Annotated in this window: 14 protein-coding genes; 8 read left to right on the top strand and 6 right to left on the bottom strand. The window is 32.9% G+C overall.

Annotated features, from left to right (window positions below; translation table 11 throughout):
* Window positions 1–97 precede the first annotated feature (97 nt).
* Both IUY40_RS17245 and IUY40_RS17240 read left to right on the top strand, forming a co-directional pair.
* On the top strand, window positions 98–4030 hold the full coding sequence (locus IUY40_RS17245; protein WP_229335628.1) for a M43 family zinc metalloprotease: 3933 nt from the start codon (window positions 98–100) through the stop codon (window positions 4028–4030).
* A gap of 103 nt (window positions 4031–4133) precedes the next feature.
* On the top strand, window positions 4134–4511 hold the full coding sequence (locus IUY40_RS17240; protein WP_195738104.1) for a hypothetical protein: 378 nt from the start codon (window positions 4134–4136) through the stop codon (window positions 4509–4511).
* Between the two features lie 102 nt (window positions 4512–4613).
* Here the strand turns inward: IUY40_RS17240 and IUY40_RS17235 are convergent, their stop codons facing one another.
* The 3 genes from IUY40_RS17235 to IUY40_RS17225 form a co-directional block, all read right to left on the bottom strand.
* Window positions 4614–5825, bottom strand: coding sequence for a Xaa-Pro peptidase family protein (locus tag IUY40_RS17235; protein ID WP_195738103.1), 1212 nt, complete (start codon window positions 5823–5825; stop codon window positions 4614–4616).
* 253 nt (window positions 5826–6078) lie between these two features.
* Window positions 6079–7146 carry a proline racemase family protein gene (locus IUY40_RS17230; protein ID WP_195738102.1) on the bottom strand — a complete coding sequence of 356 codons (1068 nt, stop codon included), beginning with the start codon at window positions 7144–7146 and terminating at the stop codon, window positions 6079–6081.
* Window positions 7139–8113, bottom strand: a complete 975-nt coding sequence (locus IUY40_RS17225) for an ornithine cyclodeaminase family protein (RefSeq protein WP_195738101.1) — start codon at window positions 8111–8113, stop codon at window positions 7139–7141. The genes IUY40_RS17230 and IUY40_RS17225 overlap by 8 nt, the downstream gene beginning before the upstream one ends.
* A gap of 153 nt (window positions 8114–8266) precedes the next feature.
* Here IUY40_RS17225 and IUY40_RS17220 point away from each other — a divergent pair, with 153 nt between their 5' ends.
* Both IUY40_RS17220 and IUY40_RS17215 read left to right on the top strand, forming a co-directional pair.
* A complete protein-coding gene (locus IUY40_RS17220; protein WP_195738100.1) occupies window positions 8267–9559 on the top strand; it encodes a S28 family serine protease in 1293 nt (430 codons plus the stop codon).
* 324 nt (window positions 9560–9883) lie between these two features.
* A complete protein-coding gene (locus IUY40_RS17215) occupies window positions 9884–10318 on the top strand; it encodes an META domain-containing protein (RefSeq protein WP_195738099.1) in 435 nt (144 codons plus the stop codon).
* Between the two features lie 185 nt (window positions 10319–10503).
* On the opposite strand, the gene IUY40_RS17210 is transcribed toward IUY40_RS17215, so the two are convergent.
* The gene (locus tag IUY40_RS17210) at window positions 10504–10857 is read right to left on the bottom strand and encodes a helix-turn-helix domain-containing protein (RefSeq protein WP_195738098.1); all 354 of its coding nucleotides are present in this window, start codon (window positions 10855–10857) and stop codon (window positions 10504–10506) included.
* Window positions 10858–10966: 109 nt separating this feature from the next.
* Here IUY40_RS17210 and IUY40_RS17205 point away from each other — a divergent pair, with 109 nt between their 5' ends.
* Window positions 10967–11599 carry an NAD(P)H-dependent oxidoreductase gene (locus IUY40_RS17205; protein ID WP_195738097.1) on the top strand — a complete coding sequence of 211 codons (633 nt, stop codon included), beginning with the start codon at window positions 10967–10969 and terminating at the stop codon, window positions 11597–11599.
* A gap of 197 nt (window positions 11600–11796) precedes the next feature.
* Here IUY40_RS17205 and IUY40_RS17200 read toward each other — a convergent pair whose 3' ends face one another.
* Complete coding sequence (locus tag IUY40_RS17200; protein ID WP_229335620.1) at window positions 11797–12261, bottom strand: hypothetical protein; 465 nt, start codon at window positions 12259–12261, stop codon at window positions 11797–11799.
* Between the two features lie 200 nt (window positions 12262–12461).
* On the opposite strand from IUY40_RS17200, the gene IUY40_RS17195 reads away from it, so the two are divergent.
* From IUY40_RS17195 to IUY40_RS17185, 3 genes are all read left to right on the top strand, one after another.
* Window positions 12462–13007: a DUF4494 domain-containing protein gene (locus IUY40_RS17195; protein WP_195738096.1), complete on the top strand. Its 546-nt coding sequence runs from the start codon at window positions 12462–12464 to the stop codon at window positions 13005–13007.
* A gap of 287 nt (window positions 13008–13294) precedes the next feature.
* Window positions 13295–13528, top strand: coding sequence for a hypothetical protein (locus IUY40_RS17190; RefSeq protein WP_195738095.1), 234 nt, complete (start codon window positions 13295–13297; stop codon window positions 13526–13528).
* Between the two features lie 424 nt (window positions 13529–13952).
* Complete coding sequence (locus tag IUY40_RS17185; protein ID WP_195738094.1) at window positions 13953–15380, top strand: L-serine ammonia-lyase; 1428 nt, start codon at window positions 13953–13955, stop codon at window positions 15378–15380.
* A gap of 142 nt (window positions 15381–15522) precedes the next feature.
* Here the strand turns inward: IUY40_RS17185 and IUY40_RS17180 are convergent, their stop codons facing one another.
* Window positions 15523–17241, bottom strand: coding sequence for an ATP-binding protein (locus IUY40_RS17180; RefSeq protein ID WP_195738093.1), 1719 nt, complete (start codon window positions 17239–17241; stop codon window positions 15523–15525).
* Window positions 17242–17334 lie beyond the last annotated feature (93 nt).

Below are 17334 nucleotides of genomic sequence, written 5' to 3'. Positions count from 1 at the left end.
AGAATAAAATAGTACAACTCCATAATTTAATATAAAAATATCTTTGGCTTCATACTAACAAATTCCAAAGAATATGAAAACAAAATTATTTTTATTTATGACGCTCATTTTCGTTTTAAAAATAAGTGCACAAGGGTTGCCTTGTCGGACTAGTGAAGAAAACGAAAAAATCTACAAACTAAATCCTCATGCATTAAAAGAAAAACAAGACTTTGATGCTTTCAGCAAAAAATTCAGCACAGAGAAAAAATCCAAAACATCCAAAAAAGTAGAAACATCCTATGTTATACCAGTAGTGTTTCATATTTATGGTGATGTGCAAAGTGGAAAAACCGTTACTTACCAAAAAATTGTAAATCATCTAAAAGAACTTAATGATGATTTTAATGGACGTAATGCTGATTACGCAACAGTTGATCCTTTTTTTCAGGCAAGAAGAGGAACATTAAAAATTGAATTTAAACTTGCCAAAATCGATCCAAATGGTGGTTGTAGTACTGGTGTTGTATTTCATCCCGCCAAAAACGGTTATGGTAACGGTGGTGGATACGATGACCAAATTGCTGCAGATGCATGGGATAATAAAAAGTACATGAATATTTACATCCAAAACGATTTATATGCCGATGGAACACTTAACAATTCAGGCGTTGCATGGTACCCTAGCTCAAGTATGACAGCAAGCAATACGGCTAGAGTTGTATTTAATGGAGCGTATTTATTTGATAATTCATACAGCAAAGAATTCTCGGCTACTTTAACACATGAATTTGGTCATTTCTTAAACCTAATACACACTTTTGAAGGTGGATGTACAGGTTCTGATGAGGTAGATGATACTCCACTTGAAGATGGAAAACATACTTTATCCTGTACACAAGGTACAAACTGTAATGGAGATAGAGTAAATAATGAAAACTATATGGGATACAATGGTGCTCAAGGTTGTTATAAAATGTACACTCAAGGACAAATCGACAGAATGCTTGCTGCCTTAGAGCATCCTGCTAGAAAAACACTTTGGCAAGAAAGCAATTTAATTGCTACTGGCGTAAACACAACAGGCGGATTATTAGCTTCAAACACAAATTTCTTTAAAGAAGCCGTTGTTAACGATGGTTCATTTGATTCTGCACCAATAATTACCCTTACAGGAACAGAAACTTTTGCACTTGCATCTGGAACAATGACTTCTGGAACACATTTTACTCATACTTTTCCAGCAGGAATTACTCCAGTAATTACAGTTAATTCTAATTCTCAATTAACTGTTACTTTAACAGGAAAAGCTACAAGCCACTTAAAGTCTAATAGTGCCAAAGGAACAATTACATTTTTACCAGCTGCATTCTCAGGTGGAGCTTCAACCATGACATGTACGGCTTTATATTACGATATTAAATTTGTAGATCCTTATGGAATATACTTTGTAGATATGCCAGATGCTACAGCAAATGCAGCCCTTACTTGGAAAGCATTTGATATAGAAACAGGAGATGATCCCTCTTTTGGAGCTTGGAGATACACAACCGATGCATTAAAAATTGAGACTTATGCAAAAAAACTTGTATGCGAAACAGGAACTAGAAACATTTCGCTACTTCCTGCAAATACGCAAGTAGGTCCTTCAAGTAATTTTAAAGCTCCGGGAGCATATCCTGATCAATTGGATTTACGTACTACAACATACAAAGCTTGGGATGGTAAAACAGGATATGTAGGTTTTGACTATCTACTTGAGGGCGCAACTTGTTATGGATGGTTCAAAGTTACTGTAGATGCTGATGGAAACGGATATACAATATCCGAATACGCTTACAACACACAACCAGGAGCTCCTATTACTACAGGAGTAACAGCTAAAGTTGGTGTAACATTATCACCAAGTACATTGTACGAATCTGATGTTAATGATGGTGCTATTACAACAAATGCAGCAATTACATTATCAACAAATAATGGAACTTTTACAAAAAGTACAGGAGCATTAATAGCAGGTACAGACTATACAATAACAGGAATACCAGCAGGATTAACAGCAACTTTAACATTAGAGAATAACTCTAAAGCAATACTAGCTTTAACAGGAAAAGCAACTTCTCACTTACCTAATAATAATTCTTCGGTAATAGTAACATTTAAAGATGCAGCTATAACTGGTGGAATCACAACACTTGATAATGCAGCAAAAACTATAAAAATAGAATTTGAAGCTCCTTACGGGATCTATTATGTAGACAACCCTGATTATAGCGCTTCATCTGCAATAAACTGGAAATGGTTTAATTTAGCCATTGGAGATAATACCGAATATGGCGCATGGCAATTTACAGCAAATGCACTAAAAATTGAAACCTATGGCAAAAGATTGGTTTGCGAGCCTGGAACAAGAAATATCACCAAAGTTCCTGCTGGAGGTACAATAGGTACAACAAGTAATTTTACAGCGCCTGGAGCATATCCTAATCAATTGGATTTGCGTACCTCAACATACACAACATGGGACAACGAAACTGGCTATGTAGGTTTTGAATACACAAACAGAGGAAGAACATGTTATGGATGGATGAAAGTAAAAGTAGATGCAACCGGAAATGGATATACAATTACCAATTTTGCTTACAATACGAAACCAAATGAATCTATAACAACCCCAATTATTAATGCTCCAAGCAATCTGGCAGCAACAGCAAATGTAGCGGCACTTACGGTTGCATTAACATGGGTAGATAACTCAGATAATGAAACAGGATTTACATTAGAAAAAGCCGAAGGAACTGGCGCATATAGCGTTATTAAAACTTTTGCTCCAAACGTAACTTCTTATACAGATACAGGATTAATAAAAGGAAACGCTTATTCGTACAGAATGAAAGCAAACATGAATGCAACGAGCTCTGATTATTCGAATGTTGCAACAGTAACTATCGAAGATTCTAATCCTAACCCAACACTGGCTAAACCAGTAATTAATGAAGGAGACACAGGAATTTATGCTACAGGATTTTATGTAACATGGGGATTAATCAATAATGCTACAAGTTATGATATTCAGGTATATAATGAAACTGACGGATGGGTTGATCAAGGAACTTCAACTGCTCACTACTTATATATCAATAAAAAAGGAACACAAACAAGTTATAGAGTAAGAATGAGAGCTGTAAATGCAACCGGTACAAGCGACTGGAGTACTCCTAGAGATTTCACTCTTCCAGGAGCATTACTAGCACCATCTAACCTAACCGCAAATGCAATTGCTCTTGAAGTTGATTTAACATGGGATGATAACTCAGACATCGAAACTGGATACTCAGTAGAAAGAGCTTTAGGAAACGGATCCTATAGCGTAATTGCAACTCTTGGAGCCGACGAAACTTCATATACAGATATAGGCTTAACAGCAGGAAGTAGCTACTCATATAAAGTAAGAGCAAACGAGAATACAACATATTCTTCATATTCAAATATTGTAACCGTAACTTTCGATAATGCAAACCCAACTCTTGCAGTACCGGTATTTTATGATCCTAAAAATGGGACTTATACAAATGGATTTTATGCCACATGGGCTTTAATCAATGGTGCTACTAGTTATGAGATACAATTATATAACGCAGTAACAGGATGGGCAGATTTTGCAATATCTACTACTTACAATCAATATATTGAAAAACAAGGTGAAGAAAAAAACTATAGAATAAGAATAAGAGCAGTATACGCAAGTGGAACCAGTGACTGGAGCACTCCTATGGATGTTACACTTCCATCTACACTTGGAGTTAATGAAGTTGAAAATGAAAAATCATTTACAATGTCCCCTAATCCTGCTTCAGATGTAGTTAACTTTTCATTTAAGAATATAGAATCAATAAATCTGGTAATTACAATTTATAACAATAACGGAGCGTTGATTGATACCGTTCATAATACAACCAGTTATTATCTGAACCATTTACCAACAGGTATATATTATGTAGTTTTTACTGATGGTACGCTTAAAGAAACCAAAAAGTTAGTAATTAAATAAGTAGTAATTTTAGAAAAATAATTTCTAAAACTAAACCGCCGAAAGATATCCTTTCGGCGGTTTTTCTTTTTACATAACTTTGCATGATTAAGTAAGAAACAATATGAGAAAACAATATAACTTACGTCAGAGTGAAGAAGGCCTAAGAGCATGGGATGTACATAGATTAATAGAATTATCTAAAAACTTCCCCATCAAAAATATTTTGCTAAGCGAAATTAAAGAAGTAAACGAAACATATTGGTTTCAAGACCCAAGCCAATTACCCACTGGTACAGCAATTCTGGAGCATATAAAACTTATGGAAGAAGCAAGTTTAGAATATCCAATTATTTTATGTGCCAACGGACGTTTGATGGATGGTATGCATCGTGTTATGAAAGCACTACTACAAGGACATACAGACATTAAAGCAGTACAATTTCAAACCACACCCGAACCCGACTTTATAGGCATTCCTGCCGATGAATTACCATACTGAGGTTAAACACAAATTCCACAGATTTACACTAATTAGTTTGCGTAAATCCGTGGAATTTGTATTTATTTTGACTTTTGAATCTGCGTGAAACTTTAAATAACATTAATACCCAAAAGGGTTTTCAACACTATTCATTGGTTCAGTAAACCACTTAGGGCCATTTGTAGTCATATAAAAATGATCTTCATGACGAATACCAAATTTTCCTGGAATACAAATCATTGGTTCATTACTTACAACCATACCTTCACGAAGTTCAATTGCACTACCTCTAACTAAATAAGGATATTCATGAATATCCAAACCAGTTCCATGTCCTACCCTATGTGGTAATCCCGGTAAATTATAATCTGGACTCAATCCCGCTTCCGCTAAAGTTTTTCTGGCAGCATCATCTACAGAACCACAAGTCGCTCCTATTTGAGCAGCTTCAAAAGCGGTACGTTGTGTCGCTTTTTCAAGATTCCAAATCGTTTTATATTCTTCAGATGGAGTTCCGTAAGCGTATGATCTGGTAATATCCGAAAGATATCCTTCTAATCGACAACCTGTATCTATAATAACAGCTCCGTTTTCTTTTAAATCCTGAGGAATAGAAACACCATGAGGAAATTGAGTATCATCAGCAAACAAAACAATACAGAAATAAGACCCTGAAGCAACACCAGCTTTAATATGTGCATCATTGATAAAACTTGTAACCTCATTAACACTTATTCCAGGGCGTAATATCCTAGCTGCTGCACGTTGCACTACCATCGTAATGTCTTTCGCTTTTTGTATAATAGCAATCTCATTAACCGATTTTTGCATTCGACAACCCGAAGTAATTGGAAGTGCATTTACGATAGTGTATGTGTGATTTCTTTTGGTTACACCGTCAACTAAAAAATATGGAGCCGATTCGTCTATGGCTATAGTTCCATCAACTATATTTTTATTTTTTAATAATTCTCCCATTAATACATATGGCGATTCATGCTCTTCCCAACAATTGATTTTTCCGTTTATTTCCATATACTTTTTAAAAGTACCTTCTTCAAACTTAGGAACAATATAATCTAGCGTTCCATCATCATACAATAAAGCCCCAACCATTCTCTCAGAAGGATTCCATTTTGTACCAGTAAAATAATAAAGGTTCGTTCCAGCATTAACATAAGTTGCCTTTACCTTTATATCCTTCATAATGGCAACTGCTTTTTTAATTCTGTTTAAATATTCCTCAGACTGGATTGGCTTTACATCCAAAGTCATATTTACTATTTTTTCTAACTCAACAGCTGCGGTTGAACCGCCTATTCCAATTGTCATTTTTTATATTTTAAGTTATTTTTTTTATCCAAAACCGTTAAGACATATTATTTATGTAGCGGAAAATTTAACCGCTAAGTTCGCAAAGATTTAGATGTATTTAACACAAAGTACGCAAAGTTTTTCTCCAATATTGTCATTCCGACACAGGAGAAATCACCGCAAGAAACTTCATAATCTTTATCAAATTAGTAAATGAGACCATTCGTTCCTCACAAACTTTGAGCCTTTGAACCTTTGCCTCAAAAAAAACCTATCTCAAAATAAATCCATTTTTCATTGGGTCTTTTGGATCTATAATAAAAGTATTTACACCAGTTACAAAAGCTGTTCCTTCTACTTGTGGAATCACGGCCTTAAATGGTCCAAAGTCTTTCTCTTCAACAAGAGAACCTTTAAAAGTACTTCCGGTAATGCTTTCTATTCTAATAGACTCATTTGGTTTTATGGTATTTCTAGTTGTCTCAATAGCAATTCTACCCGAAACACCTGAACCTGTTGGAGAACGATCTACTTCTCCATCGGCAAAAACACAAACATTCCTGCTATGATTAGCAATATCCTGAGGTTCATCTATAAAAATTGTTCCATAAAGAAAACTCAAATCATCTTCAAAAGGATGCAAAACTTCTTTATCTTGATTCATTACAGCATGCTTTATATCCATTCCACTCTGGATAATAGTACGGTAATCTTGTTCCGTTAATCCAAAATTCAAATGCGTATTTTTTCTCAAATCTACATAAGCATAAAAAGCCCCACCATAAGCCAAATCATAAACTACATTTCCTATTCCTGCAACATCTACAACACGATCCAAGCCTACTACAAAACTTGGTACGCAATGAAATCTAACACCTGTTACTTCTCCATTTTTAATAGTAACAAAAGAAAATATTCGACCACAAGGAGCATCAATTTTTAGTTCGTTTTCGCCTTCCTTTATCGTAATCCAATTCATTTTTGCAGCAAGCGTACTTATCGCAATAATAGCATGCCCACACATACTGCTATATCCCTCATTATGCATAAACAAAATCCCAAAATCAGCATCATCGTCATTTGGCGGAAGCAAAATACAACCGTACATATCAGCATGCCCACGAGGCTCAAACATCAATGAAGTTCTTAAATAATCGTAATTTTCTTTTATATCCCGACGATATTCCAATACATTGTTTCCTTTAAGTTCAGGAAACCCAGAAACTATAACACGCAATGGTTCGCCGCCAGTGTGCATATCAATAGTTTTTATTTGCAGCGTATTCGATGCTACTTTATATGCCGTATTTGCACAAATATTGCTATACATTTTAGACATTTGTTTCTGATTTTAAATTAAATTCTTTATAAAAATAAGCAGCCGCAACAAGGTCTTCTAAAGCATGTCCAACCGATTTAAAAAAGGTGATTTCTGTATCAGATGTTCTGCCTGATTTTTTATTACAACATAATTCAAACAAATCTGCTTTGATAGATTCTCTAGTAATCACCCCATTGTTTAACGGAATCAAAATATCACCACTTTCTTTTAGTCCACCCTGATATGTATCAAGAAATACACTTGATCTAAGAATCGCTTCATCGTCGGCCTCACGCATATCTTTTTTGTAAGCGCCAACCAAATCCAAGTGTTGTCCTTCTTTAAGCCATTTGCCAAACACAAGCGGAACAGGAGATAATGTTGCCGAAGAAATAATAGCAACTTGCGATATTACTTCTTCGATTGTAGCAACTGCTATACATCTAAAAGGAAAGTCTTTTAATGCATCACAAACCAATTGTGCTTTTTGCAACGTTCTCCCCCACACATATACTTGTTTTATGGGGCGTACACTAGCATGTGCCTGAATTAAATTAATTGCCAAAGCGCCAGTTCCTATCATAAGCATAGACGATGCATCCTTGCGAGAAAGATAACTACTTGCCAATGCAGATGTTGCGGCAGTTCTTTTACCAGTTAAAGATTTTGCATCCAGAATAGCTTTGATGTTCCCTTTATGTGCATCAAGATAAATGTATGTACCTTGTATAGAAGGCAAATCATACTTGCCGTTGTTAGGGCTAACCGTAACAATTTTCACTCCTAAATCTCTCCCAGGCTGGAATGCAGGCATTAATAATAATGTTGAATCTTTGTTTTCTTCTGGATTAGAAAAATCATGATGATGCCGCAGAGGCACTTCTATTTTATCTGTCGAAAATCCCTCCCGAAGTCCTTCGATTAGGCTTTTAAAATCACAATTTTCTTCAATGAAATTGTCCGAAATAAGTTGAATAGGTTCCATATTTTAAGTTGAAATTTCACTAAAAATAGTAGAATTTTTTTTCCAAATCCAATTTTGCAAAGAACTAGTTAACATAAGGCAACTTAAAGTTAATATAGTATAAATTGATTAGTTTTGAAGGCTATATTTTTATAAAAAATCAATCTAAAAATAATGAAAAAGTTAAAACACACTGTATTACTCCTAGTAGTTTCCCTCATTTCATGTTTGAGTTTTGCTCAAACTGAAACTGCTATTAAAACCGATTTAGAAAATAAACTATCCCAATTATTTCCTGGTGTTGAGATTACCAAAATGAAAGATCTGGAAGGTTTTACCCAATCATATCAATTAGTTCTTAATGAACCATTAGATCATAAAAATCCTAAGAAAGGGACATTTAAACATTACATCTATTTATCACATTTAGATTTTAATAGTCCAATGATCATTGAAACAGAAGGATACGCAGCTCGATACACAAAAACCGAATTGAGCTCTTTATTAAAAGCTAATCAGCTTATTGTAGAATATCGTTTTTATGGAAAATCAAGACCAAACCCAATTCCTTGGGAATACTTAACCAACGATCAGGCTGTAGCCGATTACCATAATATAGTTACCAAACTAAAACAATTATATACAGGCAAGTGGATTTCGACTGGAATTAGTAAAGGCGGAGAAACAACTTTAATTTACAAATCGAAATACCCAAAAGATGTTGCTATTGCAGTTCCTTATGTAGCGCCATTAATTAATACTCAAGAAGATCCCAGAATACAACAGCATCTTGCAACTGTAGGAACTGCTGAGTGTCGTGAGAAAATAATTGAGTTTCAACGTGCATTACTGCAAAACAGAACTGCCCTTCTTAACGAAATAAAAGCTTATGCAGAACTAAAAAAAATGACTTTTACTGAAGTTTCTATGGATGAAGCATTAGAATATAGCGCTATGGAATTTCCTTTTTCTTTCTGGCAATGGGGAGGAAAATGTGAAGATATTCCAAGTAAAAATGCTACTTCAAAAGAATTGTTTGATTATATGAATAAGATAGTTGGCATTAGTTTTTACAACGATACAACATTCCATGATTTATTACCGTCTTATTACCAACACATGAGCGAATTGGGTTATTATGGTTTTGATTTTACACCTGTAAAAGATTTAGTAACTTCAGTAAAGAGCACATCAAATTCTCGGTTTGCACCAAAAGATGTTCAAATAAATTACAATCCAAAATACATTAAAAAAGTTAGGGAATATGTAGAAAATAAAGGTTCCAAAATACTTTATATTTATGGAGGCTATGATACTTGGGGAGCTTGTTCTCCAACGCCTAATCCTAAACTTGATGCTCTAAAAATGGTTTTACCTAGCGGAAGTCACGCTACAAGAATTAAAAACTTCCCAGAACAGGATCAGCAAAAAATAATGAAAACTCTAAAAAATTGGCTAATGCAATAATAACAACAAAAATATTTTTTTTTAAAAAAAAGATAGCCCAAAATTGTTCTTCTCTATTTTTACCTGCATACTAAAATCTAATAAAATAAGACTAAAACCAGATGACAAATCATCTCGGCAGACATTAATTTGTCATGTTTGTACACCTTTTTTTATGTTTTAATTTCTTTGCGAATGAATTATAAGAAATAATTTCATTTTAACTTATTGAGATTGTGCTCGTAACAAAATAAGAAAATTCAACAAGTCAAATCAAAAATAATCATGACTTTTTTAAGCTAATCTGATTAAAAACCTTTAATTTTATGTTCTAAAATATCTATTATGAAAAATTATGTATTACTATTCGTTTCTGTTTTAACACTGTCATTTAATTCTTGTACAACAATGAAAGACACAACAAAAACTGCTGATCTTTATAATACAACTTGGGAACTAGAATATATTACTGGTCCACGTATTGCTTTTGAAGGTTTATATCCAAACAAAAAACCATTTCTTAAGTTTGACGAAAATGCAGGTCAAGTTTATGGAAATGCAGGTTGCAATGGCTATACAGCTCCATATACTCTAAAAGGAAAAAAACTAAGTTTTGGAGAGCAAGGTCCAGCAACACTAATGTTTTGTGAAGGCGGTGGAGAACAAACGTTTTTACAAACAATTAAAAAAATTAACGGCTATTCTATCGATAAAGATGGTAAACTCAGTTTAATGATGAATGAAATCCCAATGATGAGATTTAAAAAAGTAGCAAAATAATTTTATTAAGATTCTGAGAATAAAACTTGAATCGAATACTTTTTTTATCCGAAAATAACTCCAATATTGTAACATTTACATAAATGACAATATTGGAGTTATTTTTGCGGTTCATTTTTTACTTATTGAGAGTAAATACTATACTGCTAAAATAAAAAAACGTGACACAATACTAAAACAAAATACTATTTCTTAATTATTCTCTGTCGATGTATAATCCCCCAATCTGCGATTACTTTAGTAACATTTTTGAGTGTTGCGCCATATTCAGTAATTTCATATTCTACCATTATAGGTTGAGTACTTAAAACAGTTCTTGTAATAAGAAGGTTTGCTTCTAACTCCTTCAAATCTCTACTTAACATCTTCCCTGATATCCCTTTAATTTCTTTTAATAAGTCAGAATAACGCATTTTTTTATAGCATAAACAGGCAATAATAGATATCTTCCATTTACCATTTAGTATATCAACCACATCTTGAATTGCCATTACTGTACTATAGCATTCTTTTAATCGAATTTCATTTTCTGTTTCCATAGTATGTTACTTGGTTACTCATTTGTTACTATTTCTTTTCGTTACAAAGTTACCAAAAGTAACAAGCTTTTATGTAAATTTGTACCTAATAATTAAAAACAATTAAAAGATGAATTTAATAGATACCTTACAGTGGCGTTATGCTACTAAAAAAATGAACGGCAATAAAGTACCACAAGAAAAATTGGATTATATACTGGAAGCTACCAGACTTACTCCATCTTCTTCGGGATTACAGCCTTATAAAATTTTTGTAATTAGTAATGCTGATTTATTAGAAAAAATAAAAAATGTTGGTATGAACCAAAGCCAAATTACAGATTGCTCACATTTACTAGTTTTTGCTGCTTGGGATGGTTATTCTCTTGAAAGAATTACTGCTGTATTTGAAAAAACTCTTGCCGAAAGAGGCTTACCAGCTAATACGATGGATGATTACAAGAAAACACTTTGGGGACTTTACGAACCACTTTCTACAGAGTGGCATGCAAATCACGCGGCTCATCAGGCTTACATCGCTATGGGAATAGCAATTGTTGCAGCAGCTGAGCAAAAAGTAGATGCTACGCCAATGGAAGGTTTTATTCCTGCAGAAGTAGATAAACTTTTAGGTTTACAAGATCAAGGTTTAAAAAGTGTATTAATGTTACCTCTTGGGTACAGAGACGAAGCTAATGACTGGCTGATTAATATGAAAAAAGTAAGAACTCCAAAAGAAGCTTTTATTACAGAAATTAAGTAAAAAAGACTCTAAGGAACTAAGGCTCTATGATACAAAGGTTTTTAAGGCTCAAAGATTCTGAGCTACAACTGTTCAAAAGACAGTATTGAATATCTTTATTTTCAATAATAAATACTTTAAAATCAATGGCTAAAAAAACATTCATTGTGTTTCTTAGTAACATAGAGCCTTAGTATCTATCAACCTTTAAAAAATACTTATTTTTTTATTTCTTCAAATACAAACTCAGCATCAGTATATGTTATAGGAACTCCGGCAGCAAAACAAGGTAATCCAAGATAGGTGGTTATTACCCCGTTCCCTAAGAATAATTTATCATCTTTTCTTAATAAAGATATCGGAACTCTTTTTAAATTGCCTCCGTAAGGCCTACAATAATACTCCCCTAGTAATATATTATCTTTAATATTTCCTTTTACACTCCCAGAATCTTTAGTAGTTTCACCATATTTTATTTCATACTGACCATAAAAACGGGTTTTGTTTATCACTATTGATAAAGTCGCAGTGTCATTATTGGCATTTACTGCACGATAAATAGATTGCTTTTCTTTAGCAGCCTTTTCTTTGGTATTGCAACCGTAGAACAACACTAACAGAATAATCCCAAATAAAGAAATTAATAGATTTACTGCACGCCTTTTTATTGTTTCCAGAATCATCGTTAGATTATTTCATTTATTCAAAAATATGAAATAGTAAATTAGTATTGTCAGGTTATTTTGCAACAGCCATATTATTTTTTAAAACCCGTAAAAATGACTAAAACTTCACCATAATTTTAAATTGTGAATATCTATTTTATATATTGTTGATTTCTTTTTCATTAAAATCTATCTTTGACACCCTTAAAAAAAAAGAAATGAGCACAATTTGGTACGAATGCAAGGTAAAATACAGAAAAACAGATGATACTGGAACACAAAAGGTTACTACAGAACCTTATTTGGTAGATGCTTTATCTTATACAGAGGCTGAAACCAGAATTAATGAAGAAATGTCTGCTTATATTAGTGAAGAATTTAAAATCACAAATATAAAAATGGCTAATTATGCCGAAATTCACCCTTTTGAAAATGCAGATCGCTGGTTTAAATCAAAAGTGTCTCTAATGGCATATGACGAAGAGAGTGGCAAAGAACGAAGATCCAATATGTATATATTGGTACAAGCCAATGATGTAAAAGAAGCTTATGACAATACAATTGCCATAATGAAAAATACTATGGGAGATTATACCATTCCTGCTATTGCAGAATCTCCAATCATGGATGTTTTTCCTTATTTTAGTGGCGAAGAAGGAGAAATGGAACAATTAGAAAGATTTAATACTCTTAAGGCTTCAAAACCTGAATTGGTTGCCGCTGGAGAAACAGGAGATGATTTTGTTGGTGCCGAAATCGAATAATCACTGAACTTTTATAATAATATATGGAGAGGACTTTTATAGTCCTCTTTTTTTATTTAGAATACAAGCGTAATGATACAATATAAAAAACAAAACCACTCCGGTTAAGAAGTGCTTATTTAATTATGATTACATACAATAATTAAAAATCAGTCTAGCGTTACATACAAAGCATTATTAATATGAGTTTCGACACACAAAAACCATCCCAATTTTATATTAAGGCAATCTAAAACACAGTAGTTTATGTTTTTGATTATCACAATCAAGAAAAAAAATTCAACCAATTGCCACAACTAGAACGCTACTTCCGACTCATTTTACTCAAAACCTATTCAGCTGCACAAATACGTATAAAATACTTATTCGACTTTTCAAAAGAAGAAAGTTACCAGCATTTTGCTTCAAGATTTCCTGAATTACTTCAGCGAATTCCACAGTATATGCTCGCATCACATTCAAATTTAACTCCAGAATATTTAGGCGAAATAAGAAAAAAACCACTTAGAATCATTTCTTAAACTAGCTTAAGGTTTTTCATTACTCATGTAAATAGCATTGTTTAACAATTAAATAAACATAGAAACTAAGAACGCTTTAAACAGAATTGGCATTACAACCGAACTAAAACCAGCATTGAATAGCTAAAAAAACAAGCTTTAAACCATTAAGATATTAAGCTTTAACCTTTAACTTTCTTAATCTCATAATGGTTTAACAAAAATACCATTTCTTCCTTATTTAACTATCTTTTCCTAGTCGTAGTTGTTAAAACCTTAATTTTAAGATAAACAAAATATTACAATTAATATTTTATACATTATTATTTTATTGCCAAATTATTAATATTAAATACAAATTTTAATAAATACGCAACATTAACAATTCTTCTTTTAATTTCATTGCATTATTCAATTATCTTTGTGAGAACAAAATTATAGTATAATGGAAGAATGTATATCGGTATTTGATATGCTCAAGATTGGTGTAGGACCATCAAGTTCACACACTCTTGGACCTTGGCGTGCAGCAGAACGTTTTCTTGCTGAATTAAAAAGTGAAAATCTGTTTTCTCAAATCACTCGTATCAAAGTCGATTTGTATGGCTCCCTTTCTTTAACGGGAAAAGGTCATGCAACCGATTTGGCAGTTATGTTAGGATTAAGCGGTCAAGATCCTGAGTATATTCCTATAAACGATATTGCTGGAATCATCAAAACTATTGAAGAAACCAATACGCTTGTACTTGGAAACGAAATTACAATTCCGTTTTTCTTTTTGCAAGACATCATTTTCAATAAAGAATTCTTGCCCTTCCATGCTAATGGTTTAAAATTTACGGCCTACGCCAAAGATGATTCCAAATACGAATCCGTTTTCTATTCTATTGGTGGAGGATTTGTCGTAAAAGAAGAACGTGAAAATGCAAAAATAAAATCGGAGATAAAATGTGCATTTCCATTTACTATACAAAATGCAGCTGAACTTTTAGAATATACTATTACTCAAAACAAAACCATTTCAGAAATTGTTTATGAGAATGAAAAATCGATGCGTTCCGAAGAATTTATTAACAACGAATTAATGCGTATTTGGGATACTATGCTCGAATGTATGTATATTGGCTGTCACTCTGAAGGGATACTACCTGGCGGATTAAATGTACGCCGTAGAGCATTTGATATGCACCAAAACCTCATCGGATTATCTAACTATAACTCTCCACAAACGTGGTTAGAAGAAATAAGAAAAACAGAAGTTAAATTTCGTCAAATTCTAAAATGGGTAAGTTGTTTTGCACTCGCAGTAAATGAGGTAAATGCCGCTTTAGGGCGTGTTGTTACTGCCCCTACTAATGGTAGTGCTGGTGTAATCCCAGCTGTTTTAATGTATTATTTGGTAATCGAAAACCACGATGCAGGCGAAAAAGAAATCAAACAATTCCTAATGGTTGCAGGCGAAATAGGAAGTATCTTCAAGAAAGGTTCTACGATTTCTGCTGCAATGGGAGGTTGTCAAGCCGAAATAGGTGTTTCATCATCTATGGCAGCAGCAGCACTTTGCGAATTAATGGGCGGAACCCCTGCACAAGTTTTAATGGCTGCCGAAATTGCCATGGAACATCACTTAGGTTTAACCTGTGACCCAATTGGAGGTTTAGTACAAATTCCTTGTATCGAAAGAAATACAATGGGAGCTATAAAAGCGATCAATGCAGCCGAATTAGCGCTGGAAACAGACTCTAAAAACGCAAAAGTACCTCTAGATAAAGTTATTGATACCATGTGGCAAACTGCCAAAGATATGAACTCTAAATACAAAGAAACCTCAGAAGGAGGATTAGCAATTGCCGTGAATATGGCGGATTGTTAGTTTTTAGCTAAAAATATTCAGTATTCAACTCTAAAAAAAAGTGTTCAGTCGCAGTTTGTATAAACTGAGTACTGAACACTTTTTTTATTGATTACTTTTTACAAAACACTGCAAACTGCGACTGAACACTGAACACAAAATTCTACGCTTTTAAAAGTTTAAACCAGAAAGAACTTCCTAATCCCAACTCACTTTCTACGCCAATAGTTCCGTTTTGCGCTTCGATAAATTCTTTACTAATAGATAACCCCAATCCAGTTCCTGATTTATGACTTCCTGGAATTTGGAAAAATTTATCAAAGACTTTAGACTTATAATGACTATCGATTCCTTTTCCAGTATCAACTACCTCAAAAACAATCTGATTTTTATCTTTTTTTAATTTAACTGTTATACTGCTTTTTTCATAAGAGTATCTGATAGCATTCGTTAAAAAATTAATCATCACCCAAGTCGTTTTCTCCGAGTCAGCTTTTATGTCTACTAAATTCAATTCACTTTCAACGATCAACTCAATTTGTTTTTGCTCAGCTTGAACCTTTACAGCCTCAAGTGCATATTCTATAATCTTATATGGGCTACATTGCCCAATATTCAGCTTGATATTACCCGTTTCTAGTTGAGCTAAATCTAACAATTCTCCCGTAATTTTCAATAACCGTTGGCTATCCTCTTTAATACTATCAATTAATTGCTTTTGTTCCTCGTTAATGGCACCTGTATTTGGTTTTTCTAATAATTGAAGACTTAATTTGATTGATGAAATTGGAGTTTTTAATTCATGAGAAACTGTCGCTATAAAATTAGTTTTAGCAAAATCAAGTTCTTTAAACAACGTTATATTTCGTAAAATAATTACCTCTCCTATATTAATAGCCTCATCCTCCCCTGTTGGAGTAATTGCAATATTAACCTTCTCTTTATCAAAATAACTTTCTTTACCATCAGCAAAAATTTTCATGGGATGTGCTTTTGTACTTTCCAGATCATTAATGATTAAAGATTTCATCAAATCATTTTTTAAAGCCAAAGTCGTAGCCAATTCACCAATCACTTCTTCCGATTTCATTCCAATAATCTTAAGAGCCTCATCATTTACAAATAATACTTTCCCTTGATTATCTAACCCAATTATTGGGTCATGCATATTGTTTATTAAAGTCTCCAGTCTTTTCTTTTCAAATGATAATTTATACAAATTACTATCATGATATTCCTTGAGTTTCTCTGCCATTGTATTAAACGATTTTGCTAAATCACCAAACTCGTTATGATTCATAAAATGTACTCTTTCCAAATAATTTTTATTAGCAATTTGTTTAATACTTTCTGTTAATTCTTTAATTGGATTTGCAATATTATTCGGCAGATTAATTAATAAATTAAATGCAATTAAAAAACAAAGTGTACCAACAATTGCAATTGAAAAATTAGCTGTTTCTGCTGTTTTTTTTGCAATATCACCTTTCAGTTTCATCGCATCCATATTGAGTTTCATGATTGTAAAAATATCATGGCGCACCTGACTTTTTAATGTTTCATCAGCCCAATTTTTTTCTAACTTACTAAAACTTTTTTTTAAAATATTTGTTGCATTATCTTCGCCACTTTCTGTTACATTGACAATTTGTTTTTTCAAGTTATCCCTAAAAGAAACGATTGCTTTACTTTCATTATCATGTGTTACATCAAGTGAAGTCAGCATGTTTCTAGAATATTCTAATGTATTATAATTAGCCTTCAAGATGTTTTCTGTATCTTCTTTTATCAAAAAAATATAAAAGGCACTTACTAATGAAAGAATAATTATCATTAAAAATAATAGTCCAACGCCCAAGTTTAATTTCGTTTTAATTTTCATTTCCTATAATTTACAAAACATTTTATTTTTTATCTAAGTACATTACCTTCCCAAACAGTTTAATAAATACTCCCATAACTTATATAGTCAATC

The sequence above is a fragment of the Flavobacterium sp. ALJ2 genome (assembly GCF_015594725.1).
Taxonomy (GTDB): Bacteria; Bacteroidota; Bacteroidia; order Flavobacteriales; family Flavobacteriaceae; genus Flavobacterium.
Note: the sequence above shows the minus strand (reverse complement) of the source record. Positions and strands in the feature narration are given on the sequence as shown.

Coding starts and splice junctions, on each gene's coding strand:
- IUY40_RS17215 (WP_195738099.1), top strand. CDS start 9,884: ATGAAAAATTATGTATTACTATTCGTTTCTGTTTTAACACTGTCATTT.
- IUY40_RS17240 (WP_195738104.1), top strand. CDS start 4,134: ATGAGAAAACAATATAACTTACGTCAGAGTGAAGAAGGCCTAAGAGCA.
- IUY40_RS17225 (WP_195738101.1), bottom strand. CDS start 8,113: ATGGAACCTATTCAACTTATTTCGGACAATTTCATTGAAGAAAATTGT.
- IUY40_RS17220 (WP_195738100.1), top strand. CDS start 8,267: ATGAAAAAGTTAAAACACACTGTATTACTCCTAGTAGTTTCCCTCATT.
- IUY40_RS17195 (WP_195738096.1), top strand. CDS start 12,462: ATGAGCACAATTTGGTACGAATGCAAGGTAAAATACAGAAAAACAGAT.
- IUY40_RS17200 (WP_229335620.1), bottom strand. CDS start 12,261: ATGATTCTGGAAACAATAAAAAGGCGTGCAGTAAATCTATTAATTTCT.
- IUY40_RS17185 (WP_195738094.1), top strand. CDS start 13,953: ATGGAAGAATGTATATCGGTATTTGATATGCTCAAGATTGGTGTAGGA.
- IUY40_RS17180 (WP_195738093.1), bottom strand. CDS start 17,241: ATGAAAATTAAAACGAAATTAAACTTGGGCGTTGGACTATTATTTTTA.
- IUY40_RS17230 (WP_195738102.1), bottom strand. CDS start 7,146: ATGTCTAAAATGTATAGCAATATTTGTGCAAATACGGCATATAAAGTA.
- IUY40_RS17245 (WP_229335628.1), top strand. CDS start 98: ATGACGCTCATTTTCGTTTTAAAAATAAGTGCACAAGGGTTGCCTTGT.
- IUY40_RS17205 (WP_195738097.1), top strand. CDS start 10,967: ATGAATTTAATAGATACCTTACAGTGGCGTTATGCTACTAAAAAAATG.
- IUY40_RS17210 (WP_195738098.1), bottom strand. CDS start 10,857: ATGGAAACAGAAAATGAAATTCGATTAAAAGAATGCTATAGTACAGTA.
- IUY40_RS17235 (WP_195738103.1), bottom strand. CDS start 5,825: ATGACAATTGGAATAGGCGGTTCAACCGCAGCTGTTGAGTTAGAAAAA.